At 45.3% G+C, this 25,295-nt stretch carries 23 protein-coding genes; 9 read left to right on the plus strand and 14 right to left on the minus strand.

The window, feature by feature from the left end:
* Positions 1–24: 24 nt before the first annotated feature.
* The 5 genes from C9I43_RS13725 to C9I43_RS13745 form a co-directional block, all read right to left on the minus strand.
* Positions 25–1,320 carry an efflux RND transporter periplasmic adaptor subunit gene (locus tag C9I43_RS13725; RefSeq protein ID WP_107883791.1) on the minus strand — a complete coding sequence of 432 codons (1,296 nt, stop codon included), beginning with the start codon at positions 1,318–1,320 and terminating at the stop codon, positions 25–27.
* Positions 1,321–1,333: 13 nt separating this feature from the next.
* A complete protein-coding gene (locus C9I43_RS13730) occupies positions 1,334–2,755 on the minus strand; it encodes a TolC family protein (RefSeq protein ID WP_107883792.1) in 1,422 nt (473 codons plus the stop codon).
* 341 nt (positions 2,756–3,096) lie between these two features.
* A complete protein-coding gene (locus tag C9I43_RS13735) occupies positions 3,097–3,540 on the minus strand; it encodes a hypothetical protein (RefSeq protein WP_107883793.1) in 444 nt (147 codons plus the stop codon).
* Positions 3,541–3,616: 76 nt separating this feature from the next.
* On the minus strand, positions 3,617–3,823 hold the full coding sequence (locus tag C9I43_RS13740; RefSeq protein ID WP_107883794.1) for a DUF3012 domain-containing protein: 207 nt from the start codon (positions 3,821–3,823) through the stop codon (positions 3,617–3,619).
* 36 nt (positions 3,824–3,859) lie between these two features.
* Positions 3,860–4,225 carry a SpoIIAA family protein gene (locus C9I43_RS13745; protein WP_107883795.1) on the minus strand — a complete coding sequence of 122 codons (366 nt, stop codon included), beginning with the start codon at positions 4,223–4,225 and terminating at the stop codon, positions 3,860–3,862.
* A 150-nt stretch (positions 4,226–4,375) separates the two neighbouring features.
* Here C9I43_RS13745 and arfB point away from each other — a divergent pair, with 150 nt between their 5' ends.
* The 4 genes from arfB to C9I43_RS13765 all read left to right on the plus strand — a co-directional run bounded on the left by arfB (position 4,376) and on the right by C9I43_RS13765 (position 6,735).
* Positions 4,376–4,792 carry an alternative ribosome rescue aminoacyl-tRNA hydrolase ArfB gene (gene arfB, locus C9I43_RS13750; RefSeq protein ID WP_076498654.1) on the plus strand — a complete coding sequence of 139 codons (417 nt, stop codon included), beginning with the start codon at positions 4,376–4,378 and terminating at the stop codon, positions 4,790–4,792.
* 220 nt (positions 4,793–5,012) lie between these two features.
* The gene (aroQ, locus tag C9I43_RS13755) at positions 5,013–5,453 is read left to right on the plus strand and encodes a type II 3-dehydroquinate dehydratase (protein ID WP_107883796.1); all 441 of its coding nucleotides are present in this window, start codon (positions 5,013–5,015) and stop codon (positions 5,451–5,453) included.
* A 36-nt stretch (positions 5,454–5,489) separates the two neighbouring features.
* Positions 5,490–5,969, plus strand: a complete 480-nt coding sequence (gene accB, locus C9I43_RS13760; protein ID WP_107883797.1) for an acetyl-CoA carboxylase biotin carboxyl carrier protein — start codon at positions 5,490–5,492, stop codon at positions 5,967–5,969.
* An 88-nt stretch (positions 5,970–6,057) separates the two neighbouring features.
* Positions 6,058–6,735 carry an SDR family NAD(P)-dependent oxidoreductase gene (locus C9I43_RS13765; RefSeq protein WP_107883798.1) on the plus strand — a complete coding sequence of 226 codons (678 nt, stop codon included), beginning with the start codon at positions 6,058–6,060 and terminating at the stop codon, positions 6,733–6,735.
* A gap of 86 nt (positions 6,736–6,821) precedes the next feature.
* On the opposite strand, the gene C9I43_RS13770 is transcribed toward C9I43_RS13765, so the two are convergent.
* Together C9I43_RS13770 and C9I43_RS13775 are read right to left on the minus strand one after the other, a co-directional pair.
* Entirely contained in the window at positions 6,822–8,063 is a 1,242-nt protein-coding gene (locus tag C9I43_RS13770) for an MFS transporter (RefSeq protein ID WP_107883799.1), read from the minus strand.
* Positions 8,064–8,196: 133 nt separating this feature from the next.
* The gene (locus tag C9I43_RS13775; RefSeq protein WP_107883800.1) at positions 8,197–9,000 is read right to left on the minus strand and encodes a hypothetical protein; all 804 of its coding nucleotides are present in this window, start codon (positions 8,998–9,000) and stop codon (positions 8,197–8,199) included.
* 159 nt (positions 9,001–9,159) lie between these two features.
* On the opposite strand from C9I43_RS13775, the gene ubiD reads away from it, so the two are divergent.
* Positions 9,160–10,641, plus strand: a complete 1,482-nt coding sequence (gene ubiD / locus C9I43_RS13780) for a 4-hydroxy-3-polyprenylbenzoate decarboxylase (protein ID WP_076498666.1) — start codon at positions 9,160–9,162, stop codon at positions 10,639–10,641.
* A 111-nt stretch (positions 10,642–10,752) separates the two neighbouring features.
* Entirely contained in the window at positions 10,753–11,463 is a 711-nt protein-coding gene (gene fre / locus C9I43_RS13785) for an NAD(P)H-flavin reductase (RefSeq protein WP_107883801.1), read from the plus strand.
* 312 nt (positions 11,464–11,775) lie between these two features.
* On the opposite strand, the gene C9I43_RS13790 is transcribed toward fre, so the two are convergent.
* Positions 11,776–13,650, minus strand: a complete 1,875-nt coding sequence (locus tag C9I43_RS13790) for a hypothetical protein (RefSeq protein WP_107883802.1) — start codon at positions 13,648–13,650, stop codon at positions 11,776–11,778.
* Positions 13,651–14,505: 855 nt separating this feature from the next.
* On the opposite strand from C9I43_RS13790, the gene C9I43_RS13795 reads away from it, so the two are divergent.
* The 3 genes from C9I43_RS13795 to C9I43_RS13805 all read left to right on the plus strand — a co-directional run bounded on the left by C9I43_RS13795 (position 14,506) and on the right by C9I43_RS13805 (position 19,688).
* On the plus strand, positions 14,506–16,071 hold the full coding sequence (locus C9I43_RS13795) for a cryptochrome/photolyase family protein (RefSeq protein ID WP_107883803.1): 1,566 nt from the start codon (positions 14,506–14,508) through the stop codon (positions 16,069–16,071).
* Positions 16,072–16,183: 112 nt separating this feature from the next.
* Positions 16,184–16,891, plus strand: coding sequence for an SDR family oxidoreductase (locus C9I43_RS13800; protein ID WP_107883804.1), 708 nt, complete (start codon positions 16,184–16,186; stop codon positions 16,889–16,891).
* Positions 16,892–17,351: 460 nt separating this feature from the next.
* Positions 17,352–19,688 carry a M4 family metallopeptidase gene (locus tag C9I43_RS13805; protein ID WP_107883805.1) on the plus strand — a complete coding sequence of 779 codons (2,337 nt, stop codon included), beginning with the start codon at positions 17,352–17,354 and terminating at the stop codon, positions 19,686–19,688.
* Positions 19,689–19,869: 181 nt separating this feature from the next.
* Here C9I43_RS13805 and C9I43_RS13810 read toward each other — a convergent pair whose 3' ends face one another.
* The 6 genes from C9I43_RS13810 to C9I43_RS13835 form a co-directional block, all read right to left on the minus strand.
* The gene (locus C9I43_RS13810) at positions 19,870–20,421 is read right to left on the minus strand and encodes a response regulator transcription factor (RefSeq protein WP_107883806.1); all 552 of its coding nucleotides are present in this window, start codon (positions 20,419–20,421) and stop codon (positions 19,870–19,872) included.
* Between the two features lie 47 nt (positions 20,422–20,468).
* The gene (locus C9I43_RS13815) at positions 20,469–21,731 is read right to left on the minus strand and encodes a sensor histidine kinase (RefSeq protein WP_107883807.1); all 1,263 of its coding nucleotides are present in this window, start codon (positions 21,729–21,731) and stop codon (positions 20,469–20,471) included.
* 8 nt (positions 21,732–21,739) lie between these two features.
* Positions 21,740–22,654 carry a dTDP-4-dehydrorhamnose reductase family protein gene (locus tag C9I43_RS13820; RefSeq protein ID WP_107883808.1) on the minus strand — a complete coding sequence of 305 codons (915 nt, stop codon included), beginning with the start codon at positions 22,652–22,654 and terminating at the stop codon, positions 21,740–21,742.
* Between the two features lie 366 nt (positions 22,655–23,020).
* Positions 23,021–23,458, minus strand: coding sequence for a hypothetical protein (locus C9I43_RS13825; RefSeq protein WP_107883809.1), 438 nt, complete (start codon positions 23,456–23,458; stop codon positions 23,021–23,023).
* A 147-nt stretch (positions 23,459–23,605) separates the two neighbouring features.
* Positions 23,606–24,523: a pseudouridine synthase gene (locus C9I43_RS13830; protein WP_107883810.1), complete on the minus strand. Its 918-nt coding sequence runs from the start codon at positions 24,521–24,523 to the stop codon at positions 23,606–23,608.
* A gap of 58 nt (positions 24,524–24,581) precedes the next feature.
* Positions 24,582–25,157 carry an LON peptidase substrate-binding domain-containing protein gene (locus tag C9I43_RS13835; protein ID WP_076498690.1) on the minus strand — a complete coding sequence of 192 codons (576 nt, stop codon included), beginning with the start codon at positions 25,155–25,157 and terminating at the stop codon, positions 24,582–24,584.
* Positions 25,158–25,295 lie beyond the last annotated feature (138 nt).

Consider the following 25,295-nt stretch of genomic DNA (forward strand, 5'->3'; position numbering starts at 1 on the left):
TCCCTCAAGCGTTCAGTGGCAACATTAGTGGTTATGGATATCAAAGCCCGCTTTCGCCAACTCAGATGCTAAGAAAAATGCCCCACTAACCACGACCTTAAGCTGTGCTTGTCTAGCTTTTTCAAGCTCAGCACTTTGCACCACACTCAACCCACGCTGACGCTGCACCACTTCAACCTCAATCGATTCAAAACCATCTTCATCTTGAATAAAAATCTGCCAATCACCATCGCCGCTACGGGTAAGCGCCGCATCGGGCAGCACAATTCCACCAGCCTTATCAGCAGAGTTGGCGATAGTATTGGCAAAATACAGCTCGGCAAATTGCCCCGCATGCAACACATGATTAGGATTGGGCATACTCACTAGCACTTGCTCGGTGCGCGTCACGCTATCAAGTTCATGGGATCGGCCAATAATTTTACCCGCCAGCGTTTTATCACCCACTTGTACCAAGGCAGCGCTGCCGACATTTATATGTGCAGTTTGCGTTGGCGTTAACTGCGCCTCGACCCATAAATAGGATTCATCGGTCAGCTGCATTAACGGCGTACCGGCACTAAACACTTGCCCTAGCATGGCGATATCCTGTTGCACCCGACCGTCAATCGGTGCCAACAGTTGATAACTACCAATCGCTTCAGGCGTTGATTCTAATGTGCGAATTTGCGCGCTCGTCATTTTCACGGCCTCTAAAATCGCCCGTTTAAGTTCGGCATCCACTTGTGCCTGCATACGGCGGCTAGCACTCACAGCGCCTTCGCTCATGCGTTTAACTCGGCTCCATTCAGCGGCGGCATTGATATAATCTGCCTGCGCCTTGGCAACCGCAGTGCCGCCCAAGGTAAGTAAAGGCTCACCTTTTTTAACCTCTTGCCCAGGTACCACATGGCGTGCCAGCACACGGACATCAAGCTGCGGAGCGAGGGTTGCGGTTCTATCGCGATCCACCACTAAGGTTGCTGTTGCACTAATATCCAGATTTAAGTTGGCGATATTCAAGCTATCGCTCGACAACGGCAACAAGCTAATGCCCGCTAAAGCTTGCTGCGCTGGTGTCAACCTCAGTGCTTGTTCGCCATGTTCATCCGCAGGCTCCGTTTTCGTGACTGAAGCGTGATCATCCCCAGCCCATGAAGATTGCGCGGTAAAAAGCGCGCCACAGCCAAGCACAAATAATGCGAGGGCGAGTGTCGACAGTTTAAATTGACGCTTTGCAGGCGGGGTGATTTCAGCTGCAGTCGATTTAGACATGACAATTATTTCTGACATAACAACCGTATAAGACTCGATAGCGTTAAAGTGATTATTTAAATTCATTGGTGTTACCTCATTATTTGACTGTGCGTACAACGGCGCTTGGCGTTAAGCTTTTCGGTTCAGCGGAGCCGTCCAATAAGGGCATAAGCTGGCCGCTTTCGCCCATCCAAGATAACCAGCTTTGATAAATAGCCGTTTCTAGGTTTAAGCCCACTAAATAGCTGGCGGCCAACTGACGGCGACCCTGTAAGTACTCGCTAGTACTCACATCACCCGCCTGCCATTGTTGGTCTAAGGATTTAGCCGCTTTTGCGGCCGAGGTTTGCACTAGCTCGCGCCAGTCTTGGTAACGCTCTAATAAACGAGGTAACGCATGGAGGACTTGTTGCTGCTTGGCGGTAAGTACTCGCTCACGGGCAAGATAGCCTTGCTGCGCGATCGCGATGCCCTTATCGGCCACAGCTTGTAACTCACTGTAGTTATTACGCACGTGCAGAGGAATCGATACACCAACACCGAGCTTATTATCAGTGCCCTCTTTTTCAGCGCTGATACTGATAGTCGGGTCCGCTGAAGCGTTTGCCTTCACTTGCATCGTGTTGACTCTGGCAAGCAACACTTGTTGGTAAGCACTCGAAAGAGCCGGCAAAGTTGACGCTGTATTCACATCGCCTTTCAACTGTGTCACCGAGCGCTTAATTTCTTCGATAAACTCAGCGAAGGCAAAATGATGACCGCCCAGTAGTGCAATCACTTTGCCGTCAGCGACTAAATTTGCCTGCTCGGCAAGCGCATAATCGGCGGTATTGGTCGCGAGCTCCAAGCGCATTAGTTGCAACTCGACGTTAGACAAATCCCCAGCAGCTAACCGCTGCTCGGCAATATTGAGCTGCGCCTTGGTAAACCTGAATTGTTGCTCAGCAAAAGTCAGTGCCTTGCGGCTTTGCGCTTGTTCTGCCAACGCCAGTAAACGTTCGGCTAACATTTGGCTACGCTCTAAGCCTATGTCTGCTAACAGGATTTGTGCTTCAAGTTCAGCACTATGCATTGCTACGGCGCGCTTATCGCCCCAATCAAGGGTTTGGCTCAGCCCTACGCTGTAGGAGTCTGTATCGGCATGTTGATAATTAAGCCCAAGCTCGGGGTTATACACAGCGCGATCTGCGGCTTGAATCACCAGCTCAGTTTGTTGTTGCTTTACAAGCTGCGCCTGCACTTCAGGTAACTGATTGAACTGTATGAGTAACTCAGGCAGCCATTGGCCAAAGGCCATGTATGGCACTGCTATTTTTGAGGTGGGTAAACCCAGTGACTGAGCCTTAAATGCCTTAGCTTCGAGGGAATAAGTTTCAGTGAGGTGATTTTCTGCCGCTAGGGCAAAGGGTGCGGACACAAGAGTCAGCAATAAACCGCTGCCCAATAAACTATATCGACAACCAGACTGGCCTAGCTTCAATAACGAAGACAAGGCATATGCGAGAATCGTTTTTTTCATCGTAAATCCTAACAATATCGAATGTGGAACGGCTGACTTGTGCGCCTTAATGTGAGTGCATACTCACTGTTAGGCTCAAATCAATAGGGCTGAGTTAATCAGCGCCGCTCGAATCACCCCGCCATGCTATACATGGGCAAAATGCACCACTGGCTGCACCGCTAGCGACTCGTAAACCAAAAATTAGTTAATAATTGGCTAGTAATCGGCTAATCGTGCAGCGCGCCAGTTAAGGCATTTTTATAGGGATGAATGTCAATGGCTTACCTCACGGCAAAGAATCAGATTCAATAAGATGAATCAATTATTCTCGGTCGAGGCATAAGCAAAATATTGAAGAATTAAACGATAGGTGGGCGGTACTTAGGGAGATTGTCTGGTGAGAAATAGGTTAAATCGTTAGCAAGGTAAACGCTTTCTAGCGCCTGCTCAGGCTGGTTAAGCACTGAGGATAACAGCGCCACGTGACCGCCATGACATTGGCAATCAAGGCACAAATCAAAATCTTGTATTTCGGTAGTTTTCACTAAGTGTGAATGTAATTCACTGCCTAGATTTTTAGCCGCTGTTTTGCCGGCTATATCAACATCAAGTGCAAACCCGAAACTTTGCTCGCTTGGGCATACGCAATCGAGACACTGAGTGAAAGTCGTCACTGACGCACTAAATTGTAAATGGGGATGGTTATCAGATTCTTCCGCGCCGTTGCCCATGTGTAGCTGATGGGCACCAAAATTCGCACCGGCAAATTGCAGCACAATTATCGCTATCAGTAGGGTCACCATTCTTGTAAAGAAAGGCTTAGCGGAAGAGTTCAAATATCACCTTATTACATTACGCACTGATTAATGAGTATCTCAATTATTTAAACACACAGTGTTTAGCATAATCAGCCGCTTCGTTAGCTGTCCAATCGCCAGATGGCTTATTTTTCATTTGTTTACACCAAGCATCCGTGCCCACTTCAGGTGCACAGGCACTCAGCCCTGCGGTAAACGCTAGCACCAATGCTATCGCAACAAGTTTAGAGATAGGCGATTTAACAGCACCAAAATCCAACAAAGACATATTTAATTCCTTATAAATAAAGCCCATTTGGGGCCATTAGCTATTTGAGCGTTTTGTGATCCAAGCAATCGCTTTGGCTTTTTGCTCTAACGGAAACCAAGCAACTTCGCCTTGCATAAAAGGCCCCAGCAACCGTACCGAATTACCGACCCAATCTGGGCCACCCACAAATACTAGGGCTTCAAAACTCGGTAACTGGACTTCACCACTACCTGTCAGTGACTCAAATTCCCAGCCTTCGAGCAGTACATCGGCCTCAATATACAGACAGACCTGCCCCCAATCTTCACGATAACTTTTAATCACCGGCTGTAAACGAGTGCGATAATCGGAGGAAGACAATCGACCACTGGCAAAAAGACTGATAACACCCTTAGCAATATCGGGGATTTGGCATAACATAGAGGCACTCCGAATCGAGAACACTTTTCGCAAGCACAGATCTTGGTCCATGCCTTGAAAATAATGCGCCGATGATAACAAATCTATTGGAAAGCGATAAGCAGTTATTGATGACTTCTCAATCTACGCTGAAAGAAGCCTAAGTTTGCCATGATAACAATCTCAAACCGTGTGGAACTTCAGGAAAATGAAATCGAGTGGCAATTTATCCGCTCAAGTGGCGCGGGTGGCCAGCACTTAAATAAAGTATCCACCGCCGCACAGCTGATTTTCGATATTAAAAACTCATCATTACCTGAATTCTATCAAGAACGCTTGCTCAATAAGGCGGATCACCGCATCACTAAAAGCGGCAAAATTATTATAAAATGCCAAGCCAGTCGTAGCCAAGACTCCAACCGCCAGACAGCTTTAGAACAATTTATTGCCTTAGTGGCGAGTGTCGGTGAAGTACAAAAAAAGCGTATCCCGACCCGCGCCACTAAGGGCAGCCAAACTCGGCGCTTAGACACAAAAAAACAAAAAGGCGCGACTAAAGCCATGCGTCAGCAAAAGACTGATTATTAGCTTTAATCAGAATGAGTAGCGCGACTACTTTAGATAAGCATTAGGCCGCAGTTAAAATCGGCCAATAATGGCGCAGAATTTCAATGGCATAATCGGCTCACACATAATCGATGAACAGATAATGCAAAATAGATTTGAACAGGTTAAGTTAGTGACCTATCTACAAAACTAAAAAATGCCTCCCAGCTTTAATCCAAGGCACTAGGTAAAGGAAAGCGCAATGAGTCACAAAATTTTACTCGTCAATGGCCCTAATCTGAACCTTCTAGGCCGCCGCGAGCCCAGCGTTTACGGTCATCAAACCTTAGCTGGCATAGTGACAGAGCTACACCAGCAGGCAAAACAAGCTGGAGTCGAGCTGGAACATATTCAGTCCAATGCCGAGTTTGAGCTTATCAATGCGATTCATGCGACCGATGCACAACTGATTATTATCAACCCCGCCGCTTTTACTCATACCAGCGTTGCGCTGCGTGATGCCTTACTTGGGGTCGATATTCCTTTTTATGAAGTGCATTTATCTAATGTGCATGCCCGTGAGGCCTTTCGCCAGCATTCTTATTTTTCCGATAAGGCAATAGGCGTGATCTGCGGTTTTGGCGCACAGGGTTATGAGTTTGCACTCGCAGCCGCCGTTAAGCGATTAAATCAACCACAATAAATCCTATTCAATAGCGTACTTTGCAAGGGCAAAACAATGGCAATGGATCTTCGTAAAATTAAAAAGCTCATTGAATTAGTCCAAGAATCGGATATCGCAGAGCTGGCGATAACCGAAGGCGAAGAGTCGATTCGTATCACCCGCTATAGCCCTATGCCAGCGACTATTTCCACGCAGCCATCGATATCCGCAGCGCCGATAAGCCCACAGGCAAAGATGACTAACCAGTATAATGTTTCATCAAGTGTGGTTTCACAGGTATCAAGCCCGCCAAATACCGAAGGTTTTGTGCAAGTCTCGCCCATGGTCGGTACTTTTTATGCGGCAATCGAGCCCGATGATGTACCGCTGGTAAAAGTGGGCCAAAGGGTTAGCCAAGGTGAGGTGATTTGCATTATCGAAGCGATGCGAATGATGAATCCGATTCAGGCTGAACGCGATGGCGTAATCCGCGCTATTTGGGCAAAAGACGGTGATGAAATCGTATTTGATCAACCGCTATTTAGCTTAATCTAACCGCTCGCCTTAGCATGAATAGAAGCGCACCGCTGAGCTGAGTTTAAGCTGAAGTTTTCAAGCAAAGGCAGTATTAACCGAGGTCACTATGATATTAATTACCGGCGCCAGCAGTGGTTTAGGCGCGGCGCTAGCATCACTCTACGCCAAAGAGAATGAACCACTTACACTCACAGGCCGCAATACCGAGCGTTTGTATACTGTTGCTAATACATTAACGCCATTTTCCACACACTCTATTACTGCGATCGCTGCCGATCTCACCAGTGAAACAAGCATCGAAGCGCTATTTGATGGTCTTACTGCGACACCAAAAACCGTTATCCATTGTGCGGGCAGCGGCTATTTTGGCGCGATTGAAACCCAAGGCGTACGCGATATCCAAAGCCTACTCAATAACAATGTAACCTCGACGATTTTGTTAGTGCGTGAGTTAGTCAAACGCTATAAAGATGAAGCGATAACTGTGGTAATAGTGATGTCCACCGCAGCGCTCGCAGCCAAGGCGGGTGAGTCAACTTACTGCGCGGCAAAATGGGCGGTGCGAGGATTTGTTGAGTCGGTACGATTAGAGCTTAAACAAAGCCCAATGAAGTTGATTGCCGTGTATCCCGGCGGTATGGACACCGGCTTTTGGCCAAGTAGCGGTAAAACATTAGATACCACACATTTTATGTCGGCCGATGAAGCGGCAGGCATGCTTAAACAAGCATTAATCGCCACCCAACATGGTTATATCGCCGATATCACCATACAAAGGGGTTAGCGAAAACCAAGAGGATAATGCAATGATAGATTCGAGATGCAAGATAACATGCTGCACCTCGAATCTTAGACCTCAGCCCATGCTCCCTAGTCAGTACACTTCGCAGGGCTTGGGTTCAAATTTACCTTTAAGCTAACCGCTCGGCGGCTTTCTCTGTGGGTCAACCACCACATCACCAGACCACCTAAAGATAACAATGCCGCAGCATATCCTGTGGCTGCAATACCTTGTCCCGACAAAATCACTAGACTACCGACCCAAGGGCCAATCGCATTAGCAAGATTAAAGGCACATTGCACTAAAGCACCTGTCATAGTCTGCCCATCGGGCGCCACATCCATTAATCTAGCCTGTACTATCGTCGCCAACCCTAAGCCACAACCGATGAAAAATACCACAGGGATTAACGCCCAATAATTGCCCGTGACACTCGGATAAATGGCCAATACTACAGTGCTTAATACTAACGACCAAAATGCCGCCGCTAAGGCTGATTTATCCGCAGCCCAACCACAGACTAAAGTGCCGAGCGTCGCGCCAATACCAAATACCGCCATCATGATAGGGATTTTGAAGGGCTCAACTTGTGTCACTTGGATTAAGGTTTCAGCCAGATAGGTATACACGCAAAAAATACCGCCAAAGCCAATAGCGGCGATCCCTAGCGTTAACCACACTTCACGATTTTTAAGGGTTTGTAACTCCTTTTTAGGGCTCGCATTATCCGCTACTGCTTGATTAGGCGCTAAAAAATACACCAATAGCGCGGTAATCGTCGCGAGTATCGCCACAATCCCAATACCCGAACGCCAACCTACTGTTTGCCCCATCCAAGTTGCAAATGGTACACCGATAATCGTTGCCAGCGTCAACCCAATAAATACCCGCGATACCGCCCGCGCCTTCATTTCTGGCGGCACTAAAGAAGCGGCCAGTAACATAGCAACACCAAAATAAGCACCATGGGGCAAGCCACTCAAAAATCTGAAAAAGATTAACCAATTCAATGAGGGCGCTAACGCACTTAAACCATTGGCTAACGCCATTAAAGTCGCTAAAGCAATCAGTAATGTCCGTCGCCTGACTCTCACGGCTAGCACCATAATAATGGGTGAACCGATCACAACTCCCAGTGCATAGGCGCTAATGGCATAGCTCACTTGAGCAACATCAACCCCTAAATCACTGGCGATGTAAGGCACTAAGGTCATGGAAGCGAACTCTGTGGTGCCTAAAGCAAATGTCCCGAGCGCTAAGGCAAGTATCACCCAAAATATGCTGGCGCCCTTATGCTGATGTTGAACTACTTGTTTTCGAACAGTACTCAAACGTCTTCTCCGCTATGTTATAAAATGACAACTAACCTGAACTTGGAATAAATTAAAAGGTTAAAAATAAATTGGAGCCCACAATGGGGCTCCAATTTTTAAATCACTGTTTCAGTCACTCAGTGATGTAAGCCTACCTACCTAACTGCTCCTGATAGGTTTGACTATTCCAATCGTAGGCATAAAGTGCGCCTTGCCACTCGTAAAGTGTTCGGCCATCCTGCTGCACAACTCTGGCATTACTCGGCAAACTCGACACACTGTGCGCCACGCGCTGACGGGGCGTTGCGGCATTATTACCTGCTGTAACGCCGTCTGCATTGTCACTATAACTCTGCACCGTTTGTGCCGTCGGGTTTGCAGGCACGCTTGTTGGCATACTCGATACCATACGGCCTTCACTTGCGGAATACTGCATGCTGGTAGTAACACGCACTGGTTCAGATATAGCCACAGGTTCGTCGTCGCGCATAGGGATCGATAAGCCTATGCCAGAATAAGGCGAGTTCCAGTAATTACGTGCATAAGCGCGCGAATTCCAGCCCCAATCATTATTCCAATTTGTGTTCACGCCATAACCGACATTCCAGCCAGAACCCCAGCCCGTTGCAAATCCTAAACCTAAACCCCATGGGTAATAAGGTCGATAATAGGGACGATAATAGGGACGATAGTAACGCTGATTAACGGCGTGCGCGTAACGATTGTCATAGCGATTGTTGTAATGACTGGCGCCACGACTATGGCTATCGCGATGACCGCCTTGATCCGAATAGCTTCTATTGGCGGCAACTGCGGCAGTCGACACACTCAGCACGCTCAAGAGCGATACTCCTACAGCCAGCGACATAACCAAGCATGTTAGCGGCCGTTTATGCACGCTAGCTGATTGACTTTGAACACACTTTTCGTGAGAAAAACCTGTAGAAATATTCATATAAACCTCGAAATAAAGGGCGTAAGCGAGATAAATCGTGACTTACTGATAATCATTTTACGCTTCCTAAGCCTGAAGATCACTGAATTGGTTAACCCTAAAACATAAAAATGTTATAGTGCGCGCCACATGGATTTTCACTGCAGAGGCTATTTCCACATGAGTTTTAAGGATTTACGCAGCTTTATTGATCACTTAGAAGCCAACGGCGAACTCAAACGTATTCGCTATCCAGTTGATCCTCATTTAGAGATGACAGAGATCGCCGATCGCGTATTACGCGCCAAAGGCCCTGCGCTGTTGTTTGAAAATCCCAAAAATCACTCGATGCCGGTGTTGGTTAACCTGTTCGGTACGCCCAAACGGGTGGCAATGGCGCTCGGTAAAGATGACCCCTTAGCGCTGCGCGAAGTGGGTGAGCTGTTAGCATTTTTAAAAGAGCCCGAGCCACCACGGGGTTTTAAAGACGCGATCGCTAAGATCCCCATGTTCAAGCAAGCCTTGAATATGCCGCCAAAAACGGTACGCAATCCCCCTTGCCAACAAATCGTTAAAACCGGTGATGAGGTCGATTTAACCCAGTTACCCATTCAGCATTGCTGGCCTGGCGACGTTGCGCCATTAGTGACCTGGGGCTTAACCATCACTAAGGGTCCACGCAAGAGTCGCCAAAATTTAGGTATTTATCGCCAGCAGTTACTCGGTAAAAACAAGCTGATTATGCGCTGGCTATCCCACCGTGGCGGCGCGCTCGATTTTGCTGATTTTAAACAACAATTCCCCGGTGAGCGTTATCCGGTTGTCGTTGCACTCGGCGCCGATCCTGTGACCATTTTAGGCGCCGTGACCCCAGTCCCCGACTCTATGAGCGAATACGCTTTTGCCGGTTTATTGCGCGGTGAACGTACCGAAGTTTGCAAAGCATTAAGTTGTGACTTAGAAGTGCCAGCCACCAGCGAAATCATCCTCGAAGGTTATATCGATCCTGAGGAACTAGCCGAAGAAGGCCCCTACGGCGATCACACGGGTTACTACAACGAAACCGATAAGTTTCCGGTGTTTACCGTGACCCACATTACTCACCGTAAAGATGCTATCTACCACAGCACCTACACAGGCCGTCCACCCGATGAGCCTGCTATGCTTGGGGTGGCGTTAAACGAAGTGTTTGTGCCAATTTTGCGTAAGCAATATCCTGAAATTGTTGATTTTTATCTACCGCCAGAAGGTTGTTCATACCGCATGGCAGTGATCTCGATTCGTAAACAATATCCGGGACACGCCAAACGGGTGATGATGGGCGCATGGTCTTTCCTACGCCAATTTATGTACACCAAGTTTATTGTTATCGTCGATGAAGATGTGAACTGCCGCGACTGGCAAGATGTGATCTGGGCAATCACCACCCGCATGGATCCTAAACGCGATACTGTGATGATCGAAAACACTCCGATTGATTACCTTGATTTTGCTTCACCCGTTGCCGGTTTAGGCTCAAAAATGGGCTTAGATGCCACCAATAAGTGGGAAGGCGAAACCAACCGTGAATGGGGTACGCCCATTGTGATGGACCCCAAAGTAAAACAAAAGATCGACTCAATCTGGGATGAGTTAGGCATAGACGACAGCCCAACCCTATAATTCAACTTAAGCCGTTGCTCAAGTAACCCTTAAGCCAAGAAAATAGGCCAATAATCGGCCGCTAAGCGCCACCTAGTCAACAACATTGAAGCAAGGTGCAAAGGAAGTTTGATGAAAACCATACGTTGTAAGATAGAGAAAGTCAGCCCATTTAACGATGCCGTATATCAAGTATTGTTAAAGCCAGAAACCGCCTTCGATTTTCAAGCGGGGCAATACCTATGTGTTGTCATGGGCGAAAAAGATAAACGCCCCTTCTCTATCGCGTCAGCCCCCAACGCCGAGTTCATCGAACTGCACATTGGCGCCGCGGTGAGCGAAAGCTATCCCATGCAAGTGGTTGAGCACTTAAAAGCCTGCGCCATTGACGGCAGCACTATCGACATCGAAGCCCCCGGCGGCGATGCCCACCTGCGCCACGAAAGCCTACGCCCTCGCCTGTTAATCGCCGGTGGCACTGGGTTTTCTTACATTAAGAGTATCGTCGAGCAACAAATTGCCCTAGACCAACAGGTTGAAACCATGCTGTATTGGGGTTGTCGCACCCAAGATGCCATGTACTTTGAAACCATCGCTCGCGAGTGGCACGACGCTCATCCTTGGTTGCACTTTATCCCTGTCATCGAAGAAGCTCCCGCTAATTGGCAAGGTAAAACTGCCAATCTGTTAGCGCAAATCAAACAAGATTTTGTCAGCTTAAATGGCTACGACATCTACATCGCTGGCCGTTTCGACATGGTGGGTGCAGCACGGGAAATATTCCGCGAGATTGGTGTAGAAGAAGCGCATCTCTACGGTGATGCGTTCGCGTTTATCAAATAACGCGATAATTTGTTAGCTGTGTTTGGCCTTGGTTAGCAAACCTTTGCCAGCATAGGCTCAAATAATAAACCCCAGTTTTTACTGGGGTTTTGTTTTATACGTCATGCCGTATTTCACGTTTTGGTGTGCTCTAAAGATCTAGAAATTTTTCAAGTCTGCTAATAATGTCGTTATTAAGCACTGTCATTCCAGTGACTCGCCGTAAATATATCCCTATAGGCTCGACGGCGGCATCCATGCCGCCAACGGTCACTTACATGCCAGTGCTTAATCTATCTAATCTCATAAAAATATTGAACAAACTCATGATTTCTAAATGCTTTTCGCAATTAACTCCGCTTTAAGTAATCCACCTTTGGTTAGCAGTCTGGCAGAAAAATTTGGCCTTCGTTTTGCTTTAAAAGCGTCTAGAATTTGCTTCAATCCCTCAGCCGTCAACAATGAAATATTGACCTCTGTATCCATCTCTGCTGAGTCAATGAAATCCTGCGAAAAACTTGGTGCGATAATAAGTACCTGTGCAACTCGTTTTCCCTGATTTTCACAACGTGTGACATAAGCTTTAATCTGTCTGGAAGTTGTAGAATATTTTGCAAAATCTCCATTTTTACAAGTTTTCGCTTCACCAATAATAATATCATCATCACTGATCGAAATAATGATATCTGTTTTATCTTTAGTAGTATTAATGGATTTTCGGAGCTCTTCATCAACAACTAAATCAAGTTGCTCTAATATTGTTTTAGTAACCTCTTCAAACTTAATCCCGAGTTCAGCTTCGGAAATTTCAATACCAACTGATTTAAGAGTATAAAGATCACGTTTGGCCAGTGCTTCATAGTTTTCGATTAGTTTATCGTTTGCATTAGCAAAGGCTTCCAAAATATTAAATCTTGGATTACCCTTTTTTGACAACTTTAGGCAATCACGGAGCACTTTAATTTCATCATTATTGAGCAAGTACAATACATCATGTGGCGTAATGTTAAGTGCACGTAATCGTTCAACATGAATTAACTCATTTTCTTCTAATTCAAACTCCTGCCTAATACGCTGTGAAAGAGTCTCAGGCTGACCAGTAATGTCGACTCCTATGAAATTTTTCTCAATAGAATCAAACATCTCTTTAAAACCTACTGCACTGATAGCATCAAATTCATGGTCAGAAGCCGTATTTAAACTTTCCAGAATAACGATAATACGCTCTTCCAAAGTAAATCCGATTCTTTCTGTATCAATATCAAGTTCTATTATTAGCTGTTTTAATCGTTCCTTACGTTTATTTTGGCTATCAGCTTCATCATATAAATCACGTGATAACATATCTCTTACTGCAATTCCTGAATGCAAAATTGTATTAATTTTCTCACTGCGACTGACACTACGAGTTCGCTTACCGTAACTCTTTAAAATATTAGACAGCTCTGGATCAGACAAAACGCGCAGGATTCGCAGTAAATGCTTATCTGCTAATTGCTTACCTTGTATCTGGTTCAAAATGGATACTACTTCATCAGGAATAAGTACTTCTGAACTTTTACGATTAATAAATATTACGCCCATATCTCGTAACTCTTGCAAGCAATTTTCGACAGTCTGTTTTCCCGTTTTGATTGGTTCAGATATATGTTCAATAGCCACAACCTCATCTTTTGAAATTTTCAAATGATGTGCTAGCGCATTTAGAATACTACGCTCATCATCCGTAATATTAGCTTGACGATTAATTTTTTCATCATTCATGTAAGCTACATTTAAGCAATTGTGGAATATACTCAAACGATGTTCATGACCATAATCTTCTGTAAGGTTATTATCTATATCCAGTTTTATTTTTTTAGCTAAAACATCTAACGTCTCCCATTCACGAGCATAAAGCTGCTCAATCCATGATATGCGTGCAATACAATTACCATCTCGAGTTAGAATATTTATTAGCAATGCCATTGATGCATCACATAATAAAAGCTTCTCATATACAGATTTTTTATACTGTAAAGATACGGCTTTGAACAATTGAGTTATCTCACTACCTGACGCATCTTTAATCTGACAATTTACTTTATTTAATGCTTCCGATATGCCTTCATCGTCAGAAGCAGCTGATAAGCATAACTTATCTAAAAATGTTATAAATTTAGACTTTTCAATTTGATTTAATATTGACAATATCTGATTTAATTTCATAAAAAATCCCTTTCATATCGTTTTATAAGACTATATTAAAATTTTATTCGTTAATTTTTATATACAATTTTAACTATCGTCTTTAACAGACTACCAAGTTAGATCAAAGCTAATACATTTAGCAACAAAATCAAGCCACTTATTTATAGAACTGTGAAAGAAATGGCATCCATTACTCTTTTTTAAATAATTATCAAAAAACACTAATGCCACAGAGATACACTTTTCCCCTACGAAGTTATAGAGATACGCACATAAAAAAATAAAGATGGGGCAAAGATGGGACATGTATAACTCTTTTTGGATTAACAGCCGACACCGAGACCACAGAAGTTCACCTTCACCTGTGAAGTTGTCGAAAAGCGTAGATAGCTCTTAGTTGTTTGAGTGGGGCCGTGGCGACATCATGGATGATGGCGCAGGCTCGAGGGTACATGGATGTCCCATTTGAGCCATTAGGCGATTTTTATTGGAGTATGAGACCAGTAACTAATGCATGTAACTTCGCTAGGGTGAGTGCTGCAACGCAGCGATACGAACGAGAGCCATGGATGGTGAACTGGCAGGCAGTTAAACATGGACGTTGTTCGGTAAGGACTGTTGTTAACAAAGAGACTAGAGGGAATTGCTGTTGATCCCCTCTTTGGTCGACTCTTTATTAAAAAATCAGGGGGTGAAGCCCCACGACTTTGACTTTGCTTTTAAATAATTTCATCTAATTTGGTACTCAAAACAGTTAACCAATCCCAAATAGCAGCTATAAAACTTCCTCATAAAGCTATCTTCAGATTGATCCCAATCCACCACTTAACCGTAAACCTAAACTGCAAATGCCATTCGACAAGAGTCCACTTGATGCAATTACAGCAATTCCAAACAGTGCGGTTAATTTTAGGCGATCAACTCAATGCGCAGCATTCTTGGTTTAACCGTGTTGATGATCACGTGCTGTATGTGATTGCAGAACTGCACCAAGAAAACACTTATGTGACCCATCATGTGCAAAAAATATGTGCCTTTTTTGCGGCAATGGCGCAATTTGCCCAAGCGCTGCGCGCGCAAGGACATCAAGTGCTTTATTTAAATCTGGATGACACCCATGATGGCACCCAAGGCTATAGCGATCTACTGGGGCTTATTCAACATAAAGTGACACAGGTTGGTGCGCTTAAGTTTGAATACCAAAGGCCAGATGAATACCGTTTGCTTGAGCAATTGAGTCAGCTTAAGCTTAACGCTGCCGTGGTGAACTGTGTCGATACTGAGCATTTTCTATTGCCGTTTGATGAAATCGATAACCAGTTTCCCGTCGGCAAGCACATTATGATGGAGCACTTTTATCGCCGCATGCGTAAACGTTTCAACATCTTGATGCAAGACGGAAAACCACTTGGTGGACAATGGAACTTTGATGCTAGCAACCGTCAAAAACTAAAAACTCAGGATATTAAAACCTTGCCTGAGCCATTGATATTTAGCTTCGATGTAACGGATATTCTCGCTAGGCTTGAGCGTCACCACATTCCAACCATGGGCCATATTGATGCCACTTTGTTGTGGCCGATAAATCGCGAGCAAAGCCTTAAGCTACTGACATATTTTTGTCAGGTTTGCTTACCTTCTTTTGGTCGCTTTCAAGATGCGATGACGCAGCAACATCCCGCTAAGTGGAGCCTGTACCATAGTCGGCTATCTTTCAGCCTTAACAGTAAATTAATCAGCCCGTTAGAAGTCATTAATGCGGCCATCGACAGTTATCAAACAAATGCTGAGATTGATATCGCCCAAGTTGAAGGCTTTGTACGGCAGATATTAGGTTGGCGAGAATATGTTCGCGGTATTTACTGGGCCAATATGCCGCAGTACGCCAGTATTAATGCCCTCAATGCAACCATGACGCTGCCCGATTATTTTTGGCATGGCGACACTAAAATGAACTGCATGCGGCAAGCATTATCCCAATCATTAGACTTTGCCTACGCCCACCATATTCAACGTTTAATGGTGATTGGTAATTTTTGTTTATTGACCGAAATCGACCCAAATCAAGTCGATGAGTGGTATTTAGGTGTGTACGTGGATGCTATCGAATGGGTTGAAATGCCTAATACTCGTGGTATGGCATTGTTCGCCGACGGCGGTATTGTGGGCACTAAGCCCTATGCGGCTAGCGGCTCTTACATCAATAAGATGAGCGACTACTGCAGCGGTTGTCATTACAAAATAAAAGAACGCAGCGGTAACATGGCCTGTCCGTTCAATAGTTTTTATTGGCGTTTTATGGACAAACACCGCGCGAGGCTGTCACAAAATCCAAGAATTGGCATGCTGTACAACACATGGGACAAAATGGACGAATCCGTACGGCACGCCATATTAGCTACCGCCGAATATAATCTCGCTCATTTGGACAAGTTGTAGTGATGAGCTTTTATCAAAGCTTAGTGATTAAAGCTCAGTCATATAAAGTTCAGCACTTACAAGCTCGGTGATAAATATTCGCTAATGAGGCGTTGGTAATGGAGCATTTTAAATGAAGATATTGATCGTCGGTGGCAATGGCGGCATTGGTCAAGCTATGGTTAAACAAATCCAAGTGGCATATCCAGCGGCTACCTTGCACGCGACCTATAGGCAAAACCGTCCAACAGACATGCAAGGTGTAGTTAACTGGCATCCACTGGATGTAACCAGCGAGGTCGAGATTAAGCAGCTTAGTGAACAACTAACTGAATTAGATTGGATTATTAACTGTATCGGCATTCTGCACACTCAAGATAAAGGGCCAGAAAAGAATCTACAGTCAGTCGATATCGATTTTTTACAGCACAATATTAGCCTTAATATGCTGCCCAGTGTGATGTTAGCCAAACACTTTAGCCATGCATTAAAACAAAGTGTCTCGGCAAGATTTATCGTGATATCGGCGAAAGTCGGCAGCATTAGCGATAATAGATTAGGTGGTTGGTACAGCTATCGTGCCTCAAAAGCAGCGTTGAATATGTTTTTAAAAACACTATCAATTGAATGGCAGCGAACAATGAAACACTGCGTGGTATTGGCGCTGCATCCGGGCACGACAGACACGCCACTATCCAAACCCTTTCAGCAAAGCGTGCCTAAAGACAAACTGTTTACCCCGCAATATGTCGCTAATTGCTTATTGCCCATTATCGCCAATGCCACGCCGGCACAAACGGGAAGTTTTTTAGCCTACGATGGCGCACTGCTACCTTGGTAAACCATAGCCGTAATGTTCAGTTGCAGCTTACCCATCAGATGCAACTTAACGCACTAACGCTAGCATGCGGCATTACGGCAATCAAAACCTTGCTCAAACCGTTGAAAACGTAATATTAAATCTATTTTCAACAATGAAAAATCACAATTCACCTCTGTATTCTTTCGTAATTCATCAACCCTAGTACAAATTTAAATGAGTCTAAATGACTACAAAAGATAGTGCATTTGTACGATTGTCAGTGTTGTTACATTTAAATAACATCTAAATTCTGCGTGGTGATCCACCACCGGTACAGTGTTAAACACAATGAATTTCTACAGGAGCAACAACTTATGCTCTGCGGTTATGGCAAAACTGTCGCTTACCTCAATAGAAATCACGCTACACACGCTCGCTAGAGCCAGTTAAGTCGTATGGCATTTCACGTTATTTATAAAACGGAAAAAGGATTTCAAGCATGATGCTAAACAAAAAACTGTCGCTACTCTTCATTGCAGTATCAGCCACATTAGGCACATCAGCGTTTGCCGCCGATGTTGTCGATGTTGGTACACTCAGAAGCGCGTCTTCAAGCAACAACTTAGTGTCTCAGTTCAACTTAGACGCAGGTAGCCAACTCAAAGTTGAGAAAAAACTCGACCTAGGTAAAGGCAAGCAAAAACAGCGTTTACAACAATATTTCCATGACGTACCCGTTTATGGTTTCTCTGTTGCAACATCACAATCAAGCATGGGTTTTTACAACAATATGTCTGGCCGCGTATTAAAAAACATTGAAAAGTCGGCCGATTTTGTCAAACCCACATTAACGGCGAACAAAGCGTTAGACATTGCCATTCGTGGCAAGTCTGAAAAAGCAATTGCCGGCCTAAAAGCTGAAAACAAGCAAGCTAAACTATGGCTTTACCTTGATGACGCAGCTAAAACTCGCCTCATTTATGTGACATCTTTTGTTGTATATGGCGATGAGCCAAGCCGCCCATTCACTATGATTGATGCGCACTCTGGTGAAGTGATTAAGCGTTGGGAAGGGATTAACCACGCAGCAACAGGGACAGGGCCTGGCGGTAATATTAAGACAGGCCAATATGAATACGGCGTTGATTTTTCTAACCTAGACGTTGAAGTGAGCGGTGATAAATGCACCATGAACTCAGCCAATGTGAAAACCGTTAACTTAAACGGGGCGACAACTGGCTCAACGGCATTCTCTTATACTTGCCCACGCAATACTGTAAAAGAGATCAACGGTGCTTACTCGCCATTAAACGATGCGCATTACTTTGGTAACGTCATCTACAACATGTATAGCGAGTGGTTCAACACCGCGCCGTTAACATTCCAGTTAACCATGCGAGTTCACTACAGCAATAACTACGAAAATGCCTTTTGGGACGGCAGTGCTATGACCTTCGGTGATGGCGCAACAACCTTCCACCCATTAGTCAGTTTAGATGTATCGGCACACGAAGTGAGCCACGGTTTTACTGAGCAAAACTCAGCATTAATTTACGAATCAGAGTCAGGCGGCATGAACGAAGCTTTCTCTGATATGGCGGGAGAAGCGGCTGAATTTTACATGCACGGCACGAACGACTGGTTAATTGGTGCTGATATCGTTAAAGGTGCTGGTGCATTGCGCTATATGGCTGACCCAACCTTAGACGGTATGTCAATCGGCCATATCGATGATTACTATGATGGTATTGACGTTCACCACAGCTCAGGTGTATTCAACAAAGCTTTCTACACGCTAGCCAACTTACCCGGTTGGAATACCCGCACTGCATTCCAAACATTTGTTGTCGCTAACCAATTATATTGGACTGCTGACAGTTTATTTTGGCAAGGCGCTTGTGGTGTTAAATCAGCAGCGACTGATTTAGGCTTAAATGCTGCCGATGTCGTCACCGCGTTTGCTGCAGTAGGGATCACGCCTTGTGAAATGCCACCGCCACCGCCACCACCACAAGCAACTGAGCTAAGTAACGGTATTGCTGTAACTGGGTTAAGTGGCTCGTCAGGCTCTAAACAGTACTACAAACTCGACGTAGCAAGCGGTGCAACTAACTTAAGCTTTAATATGTCAGGCGGCACTGGTGATGCCGACATATATGTTAAATACGGCCAAGCTCCAACCTCTAGCAGCTATGATTGCCGTCCTTACAAAGCCGGTAATAACGAGAGCTGCTTGATTGACCCCGCCCAAACAGGTACTTATTGGGTGATGCTCAGTGGCTATAGTAGCTACGCCGGCATTAACTTGGTCGGTGCTTATGACGCTGGCGATGCAACGCCAAATCAAGATCCTACCGCAAGCTTTACAGCCAGTTTTGCTAATGGTAACGGCAGTTTCACCAGTACCAGCACTGACAGCGATGGCGATGTGATGTCGTGGAGCTGGGATTTTGGTGATAGCACAAATGCTTCAGGCGCGAGTGTCAATCATCAGTATGCTCAGTCTGGCAATTACACAGTCACACTAACTGTGACCGACAACGATGGCGCAACAGCAAGCACTGCCACAGAATTTACGGTTGAAGTGCCAGAAGTCGCGTTAGAGATGGCAGTGAAAAATGCCAACAAGTCTCGTCACGGTAGCATACGTATTGCGCTGGCATGGGATGGCAGTAATGCGAATGCATTCACTATATTCCGTAACGGTGTTGCCGTGGGTACCTCAAGCGGTTCAGCGTTTATTGACCGTTTCAGCGATCTTGCGGGTTCGAGCTTCACCTATAAAATATGTGAAACTAACGGTCCTTGTTCAAATGAAGAAACCGTTAATTTTTAATTACATAGTTTAATTGTAACGTGGCGCTAACCTAAAACCCTAGCGCCTACTCATCGATGAAACTCTTGTTTCTTGTTAATGCCACTTAGCCTTTTTGAGTGGCATTTTTTATGCTCAAACAACTTATACCCGAATTCAAATCTTCGAGCAGGGGCAACAGCCCCAAATGCAAAAATAATGGTTACTTCAAATATCCACTTTCACCCACGGGTTTTTTGAGCAACTTACGTTGTAATGTTCGGCGGTGCATCCCGAGCTGACGGGCAGTGGCAGACACATTACCTTGGTTAGCATTGAGCACTTGCTGAATATGTTCCCACTCTAAGCGCTTAGGATTGAGTGGCGAGTCATCGATATCATCTTGTTGCCGTGTATGGAAATAACCTTCCATTTCTAGTGCGGCGAGTAGGGTTTGAGTATCCACAGGTTTAGCTAAATAATTATCGGCACCGAGGCGAATAGCCTCCACCGCAGTGGCAATGCTGGCGTAGCCTGTGAGTAATACCATAGTCACTTTGGGCAGTAAGTTACGCAGCGGTACAATTAAACTTAAGCCATTGACTTGGGTAAGTTTCATATCTAACAGAATGTGGCTCGGACAAAACTCCCGCGCCACCAGCAAAGCCGCGCTCGCATCATGGGTTAAACGGCATTCAAAGCCGTGGCGGGTTAACCGTCGCCCTAAAATATTAGCAAGGGAAAGGTCATCTTCTACAATCAACAAACGTTTCATGATGTTATCTCGTCAGGTGCCTGAGTCTTCTGCTATAACGCTGGCTCTTAGTTGGTCTTTAAAATAGTAAAGCGGATTTGTGCGACTGTGCCGCCTTGGGGATGATTAGCCAGAATCAACTCTGCCCCCAAACGCTCTAAACTCGCGTGGCTAAGTAACAACGCAGCACCTAATCCTTTAGGACTCTGAACTAATAAAGTCCCCAGTTGTGGCATTAAAGAAGGAGCAATACCAGCGCCATAATCGCGGATCTGTAAATACAGCTGATCTGCATTTGGCGCTATATCCAAACCAATATCCACCTGCGGGATATTAATGGTTTCAGCACTGGCGCGGGCAGCATTTTCAATTAATGCCATGATCGCTGGCGTCAGGCTCATGTCGGTCAAAATACTCAGCTCAGACAATTGTTCAGGCGCACAGTTTATATGCCAGTTCAGTTCGGTTTGTGGCATTAACAGTAAAATCTTTTGTTTTAAGCCTTCAATTATCTCTATTATTTTTTGTGGACGTTGGCGACGATCGCGAATGGATTCTGTCGCTAAACGTAATTCGTTGAGGGTGTGCTCGCAACGACTTAAAGCGGTCTCCATTTCAGTAATCGTTATTGATGTGCCATTCATGTCGTCTTTTACTTCATCGAGTAATAATCGCAAACTCGAAAGCGGTGTCGCCAGTTGGTGCGCCATTTGTGCCGACACTGTACCCAGCGCTAATAATTGTTCTTGGCGCAATTGTCCTTCACGCATATAAGCTAGCAGTGCGTCTTGGCGATGCATACGCTTAGTGATTAACGCCACACTGGTTGTGATCACCAGAGCCGAAATGACAAAGTTCAACCACATGCCTAAATAATGAGAGTTCATGTCCATGCCATGGTGTTGCATGGGGGATTTAAGTGCAGTAAAAATCATCACACTGTAAGCTAATGTTGAAATAGCTGTCAGTACCCAAGGCGCCCAGATAGGTAAAGTCACCGCAGCAAGCGCTATCGGTAATAGCAATAAAGAAATAAATGCATTGGTAGCGCCACCGGAAAAGTACAGCCAAGATATCCACAATAGGGTGTCTAAGCTTAACGCAATAAAAAGACCTCCCTCTTTAATAAACAAAGGTTTGCGTAGTGCTAATGTGAATGACAGGTATAGTACCTCCAGCACAAACACATAAACCAGAGGCTCCATTTGCAAACTAAGACCAAAGGTATCGGCAGCGAACAGGGTTAAGCTAATTTGTAGCAATAAACCTAAAGTTCGCAGCAATGCAACTTGGTCTGCAGCGGGTAGGCTGGTGCCTAAAATCTTAGCCATAGCGATTCCTACAGTGTGAGTCCCAGCGCGGTAAGTGCGCCGCTCGATTGCGTTAATGCTTGGCGCACGCCAGCAGCAAAATTGATCTCAGAACGAATGCCAATCGCAGCTAATCGCGTACAACTCAAGCTACAATCTTTTGGTCGCTGGGTATTATCCATCGGTGTAGATTCAGGTACTAAGTGCGCGGTGCTGAGCTGTAACATTTCCCCTAAAACCAGCAGCATTTGATACTTAGTCATAGCCTCTGCCGCGCTAAAATGATAAATCCCCTGCACGAGAGAACGGTCAATATGCTTTGCTATCATCTTATCTATGGCATGGGCAATATCGGCGGTCGAAGTTGGGCTGCGTATCGCCCAGTGATCGACAGCGTGAGAGCGACGCTCAATCAATGAGTGAACTAATACTAACACCGCCGACTCACTTAACAGCTCTACTTGGCCGTAAAGGATTGGCAAGCGTAGTACGGCAAAGTCAGAGCTTGTGTTTAACACTATCTCTTCGCCCTTTAACTTAGATTCACCATAAAAATTAACCGGATGAGTGGCCGCATCCTCAGCATACTTAGGCACGGTGCCATCAAATACATAGTCGGTGGAAATATAGATAAGCCAAGCATTATTAGCCTTAGCTGCCATCGCGAGCGTTTGGCTAGCGGTTAAGTTAAGCGCCAATGCCGCCTGCGGATGTTGCTCTGACACATCGGGGCGACGCTCAGCGGCGCAGTGCACTATGACTTGCGGTAACTCGCGGGCGATAAATGCCTCTACATCAGTAGGGGCTGTAAGGTCGAGCTTATACACTCGCTCACTGGCACGGTTAAAACCGGTGGCAACGACTTCATGCCCCGCTAATTTAAGTTGCTTTACAACCGCTCTGCCGAGTAGCCCAGTCGCGCCCGTCACCATGATTTTAGCCATATCACCCTTTTAGTTTCGCTGCATGTTTATGGCCGACAATTCTAAAAGCTTTTTATATTCAACGCACTTTTTTACTTTTATACACCACAACTTAAACCTTTATACCTCGTAACTTAAATCACTGGCAGTATTTAACTTCCCCACTAATCGTAAGTAACTGTCGCAGCGCAATAAAAAAGAGCACAAAAAACGAGTAAACGATTGAGCGTGTGAGTGATTCATTTTGGTCACATCGACATAAAATCCGATTATTAACAGTCGCTTGGGAGTGAGTATGGTATTTAAATATGAGTGCTAGGCCGACGAGCGCTAGCGGATATTAACGCGATAGTGTGAAACCTTGTGTATCCCCGAATAAGCCAGAGATTAAAAAGAATCCTGTTTTGCTGGCTCAGATAAAGTCGTGTTTGCACTTGGCTCTATAGTGGGCACATTTTTTAATAAGGGGGCATTGGTTTTCGTTTGCTTTGGTTTAACTGGAGTGATGGGGGTGTTCGGTACGATTGAAGCTTTCGGAATGACAATCTGCGCTTCTAATGATGATGACGAATGTGACGATGTATTATTCAGCATTTGATCCCAAACCATCTTAGGATACGGGTCCACTGCATCATGTTCTTCAATCGCTAACGCCTCTGATATCGCAGATGAACTCGGTGTTTTTGGTTTAACCACAGCGCTTGCCTTATGGATCTCGCTAGTCAGCTCCTTTACGTAAGAATGCCGAGTCCAGTCACCAAAATACGTAGCGCCCACCAACACAGTGGCGCACAGCAAGATAGAAATCATCGAAGATTTAGTCATGGCACGCTTCCCTCAAACAATCGTTACACACTCCCTATTACAGAGATTAAAATGTGGCCGATACTATTGATATCATCGCAGCGCCAATCACACAATTGTGTACGACGATTCCTTTACGTAATGAGTGGAAATAATGCTTTGCACAAATTAAAACGCCAATCCCTCACATTGAATATCGTGCGAAATACCGCTCACAGGATCAATAAACCGTAAACGTTGCGCCATTAACTTCAATGGTGCTGCAAAGTTATCAGGCCCCCTATCGAGTAAGTTTGGATAAAAGCGGTCATTTAATAGTGGCATAGCTAAACTTTGCATATGCACCCGCAGTTGGTGGGTTTTACCTGTGATAGGGCTTAAATGAAATAAACCAAGATCGCCCTTTATCGCTACCAGACTGATTTCAGAGTGGGTGTTTGCCTCACCTGTCACGATTTTCATGGTAAAGCTAGGCTCACTTGGCTGCATACGGTTTTTGATTGTCCAATGCAGCGGTAAAGTTAAACTACCATCTTGATATTGTTTAATAATATCAGGGGTGACCTTTGCAATCGCTTGATAATCTTTACGTATAGCACCATCGATAAAAAGTTGATGATAACGGGCACGAGTTTCAGGACAAACTGTCATTAAGATCACACCTGCGGTTTCACGGTCGAGTCGATGAGCGGGTCCAATCGTGTCTATGCCGGTTCGCAATCTCAACCTATGCACCAGACATTCGTTCACATAGTTACCACTTGGGGTAACGGGTAAAAAGTGCGGTTTAAAAGCCAAAATAATATTGTCATCTTGAAACAGGATCTGTTCCACAAAGGGGATTTTTGTCTCAACAGGGACTTCACGATAGTAATACACCCGCGCAACGGGGCGATATTGGGTGTCCAATGCAATCAAGCTACCATCGCGCCAGTGCACTTTCCCGTCCAAAATGCGTTGGCGCCATACCTCTTCACCTATGCGGGAAAAGTGCTGTACGAGGAAGGCAAACACTGTGGTTTTATCAGTGACATCCACAGGGAGCACAATATGAGATGGTTGGGCGGCGCGAGCTGATGCGGTCATATCATTAAAAATAGCGGCTACTGACTGTTAGTCACTATTCTACCTTTTATAGGGTTTTTCAGTCCACATGGGACTTAATAAGCTGCAGTACAAAGTCCAAGGTTTTATGACAATCAGGTTGATTAACCAGCACGAGTTTGTCTTTGTTATACATAGGTAAGACTTCAAGCCAGCGCTGGCTGACCCAAGCCGCATCTTTTAAATACACTTGGGAGTACAGCTCAAATAAATCGGGGTTCACCTGATAAAACTGCTCTAATGCAGCACTGATCAGCTCAAACTCCCCCTTAATCGGTTCTTGTTGCCAGTTACGGCAGGGTAATGTTCGTGCTATCCATAATTTATCTTTGGCCTGCACAGCCGAGAGAATACTAATACGTTGGCGGCCCTCAAGCACAAGACTCAGTGAGCCATCTTCAAGCTGATCAAAATCAATAATGTCGCACTGCGTGGCGGTGGGGTAACAGGGTGGACTGCCACGGGAGCGCATGGCCGCAAATGCCAACGCATATTTTCCCTTAAAGACATCGGCCACCATACGCAAATGACCGGGGTCGGCAATACGCACCTCCACCCGCCCCTGTGGCAACAACAAACCATCGCGCATCAGTAACGCCATTTCTCGTGTTTGCATTGCAACCTCCTGCGCCTTAAATAGAAGGAAACGAACCTCAACACATTCGCACTCCCTATTAGCTTAGAAGTGTAGCAGCTGAAATAATTTCCTTCCTAAAGCCACCAAGCACAACCCGTAAACGAACAGGCCGATACA

Source organism: Shewanella morhuae (genome assembly GCF_003028295.1).
In the GTDB taxonomy this organism is placed as follows: domain Bacteria; phylum Pseudomonadota; class Gammaproteobacteria; order Enterobacterales; family Shewanellaceae; genus Shewanella; species Shewanella morhuae.

Excerpts from the sequence above, each read along its gene's own strand:
- C9I43_RS13725 (WP_107883791.1), bottom strand. The coding sequence starts at position 1,320 with ATGAATTTAAATAATCACTTTAACGCTATCGAGTCTTATACGGTTGTT.
- C9I43_RS13730 (WP_107883792.1), bottom strand. The coding sequence starts at position 2,755 with ATGAAAAAAACGATTCTCGCATATGCCTTGTCTTCGTTATTGAAGCTA.
- C9I43_RS13735 (WP_107883793.1), bottom strand. The coding sequence starts at position 3,540 with ATGGTGACCCTACTGATAGCGATAATTGTGCTGCAATTTGCCGGTGCG.
- C9I43_RS13740 (WP_107883794.1), bottom strand. The coding sequence starts at position 3,823 with ATGTCTTTGTTGGATTTTGGTGCTGTTAAATCGCCTATCTCTAAACTT.
- C9I43_RS13745 (WP_107883795.1), bottom strand. The coding sequence starts at position 4,225 with ATGTTATGCCAAATCCCCGATATTGCTAAGGGTGTTATCAGTCTTTTT.
- arfB (WP_076498654.1), top strand. The coding sequence starts at position 4,376 with ATGATAACAATCTCAAACCGTGTGGAACTTCAGGAAAATGAAATCGAG.
- aroQ (WP_107883796.1), top strand. The coding sequence starts at position 5,013 with ATGAGTCACAAAATTTTACTCGTCAATGGCCCTAATCTGAACCTTCTA.
- accB (WP_107883797.1), top strand. The coding sequence starts at position 5,490 with ATGGCAATGGATCTTCGTAAAATTAAAAAGCTCATTGAATTAGTCCAA.
- C9I43_RS13765 (WP_107883798.1), top strand. The coding sequence starts at position 6,058 with ATGATATTAATTACCGGCGCCAGCAGTGGTTTAGGCGCGGCGCTAGCA.
- C9I43_RS13775 (WP_107883800.1), bottom strand. The coding sequence starts at position 9,000 with ATGAATATTTCTACAGGTTTTTCTCACGAAAAGTGTGTTCAAAGTCAA.
- ubiD (WP_076498666.1), top strand. The coding sequence starts at position 9,160 with ATGAGTTTTAAGGATTTACGCAGCTTTATTGATCACTTAGAAGCCAAC.
- fre (WP_107883801.1), top strand. The coding sequence starts at position 10,753 with ATGAAAACCATACGTTGTAAGATAGAGAAAGTCAGCCCATTTAACGAT.
- C9I43_RS13790 (WP_107883802.1), bottom strand. The coding sequence starts at position 13,650 with ATGAAATTAAATCAGATATTGTCAATATTAAATCAAATTGAAAAGTCT.
- C9I43_RS13795 (WP_107883803.1), top strand. The coding sequence starts at position 14,506 with ATGCAATTACAGCAATTCCAAACAGTGCGGTTAATTTTAGGCGATCAA.
- C9I43_RS13800 (WP_107883804.1), top strand. The coding sequence starts at position 16,184 with ATGAAGATATTGATCGTCGGTGGCAATGGCGGCATTGGTCAAGCTATG.
- C9I43_RS13805 (WP_107883805.1), top strand. The coding sequence starts at position 17,352 with ATGATGCTAAACAAAAAACTGTCGCTACTCTTCATTGCAGTATCAGCC.
- C9I43_RS13810 (WP_107883806.1), bottom strand. The coding sequence starts at position 20,421 with ATGAAACGTTTGTTGATTGTAGAAGATGACCTTTCCCTTGCTAATATT.
- C9I43_RS13815 (WP_107883807.1), bottom strand. The coding sequence starts at position 21,731 with ATGGCTAAGATTTTAGGCACCAGCCTACCCGCTGCAGACCAAGTTGCA.
- C9I43_RS13820 (WP_107883808.1), bottom strand. The coding sequence starts at position 22,654 with ATGGCTAAAATCATGGTGACGGGCGCGACTGGGCTACTCGGCAGAGCG.
- C9I43_RS13825 (WP_107883809.1), bottom strand. The coding sequence starts at position 23,458 with ATGACTAAATCTTCGATGATTTCTATCTTGCTGTGCGCCACTGTGTTG.
- C9I43_RS13830 (WP_107883810.1), bottom strand. The coding sequence starts at position 24,523 with ATGACCGCATCAGCTCGCGCCGCCCAACCATCTCATATTGTGCTCCCT.
- C9I43_RS13835 (WP_076498690.1), bottom strand. The coding sequence starts at position 25,157 with ATGCAAACACGAGAAATGGCGTTACTGATGCGCGATGGTTTGTTGTTG.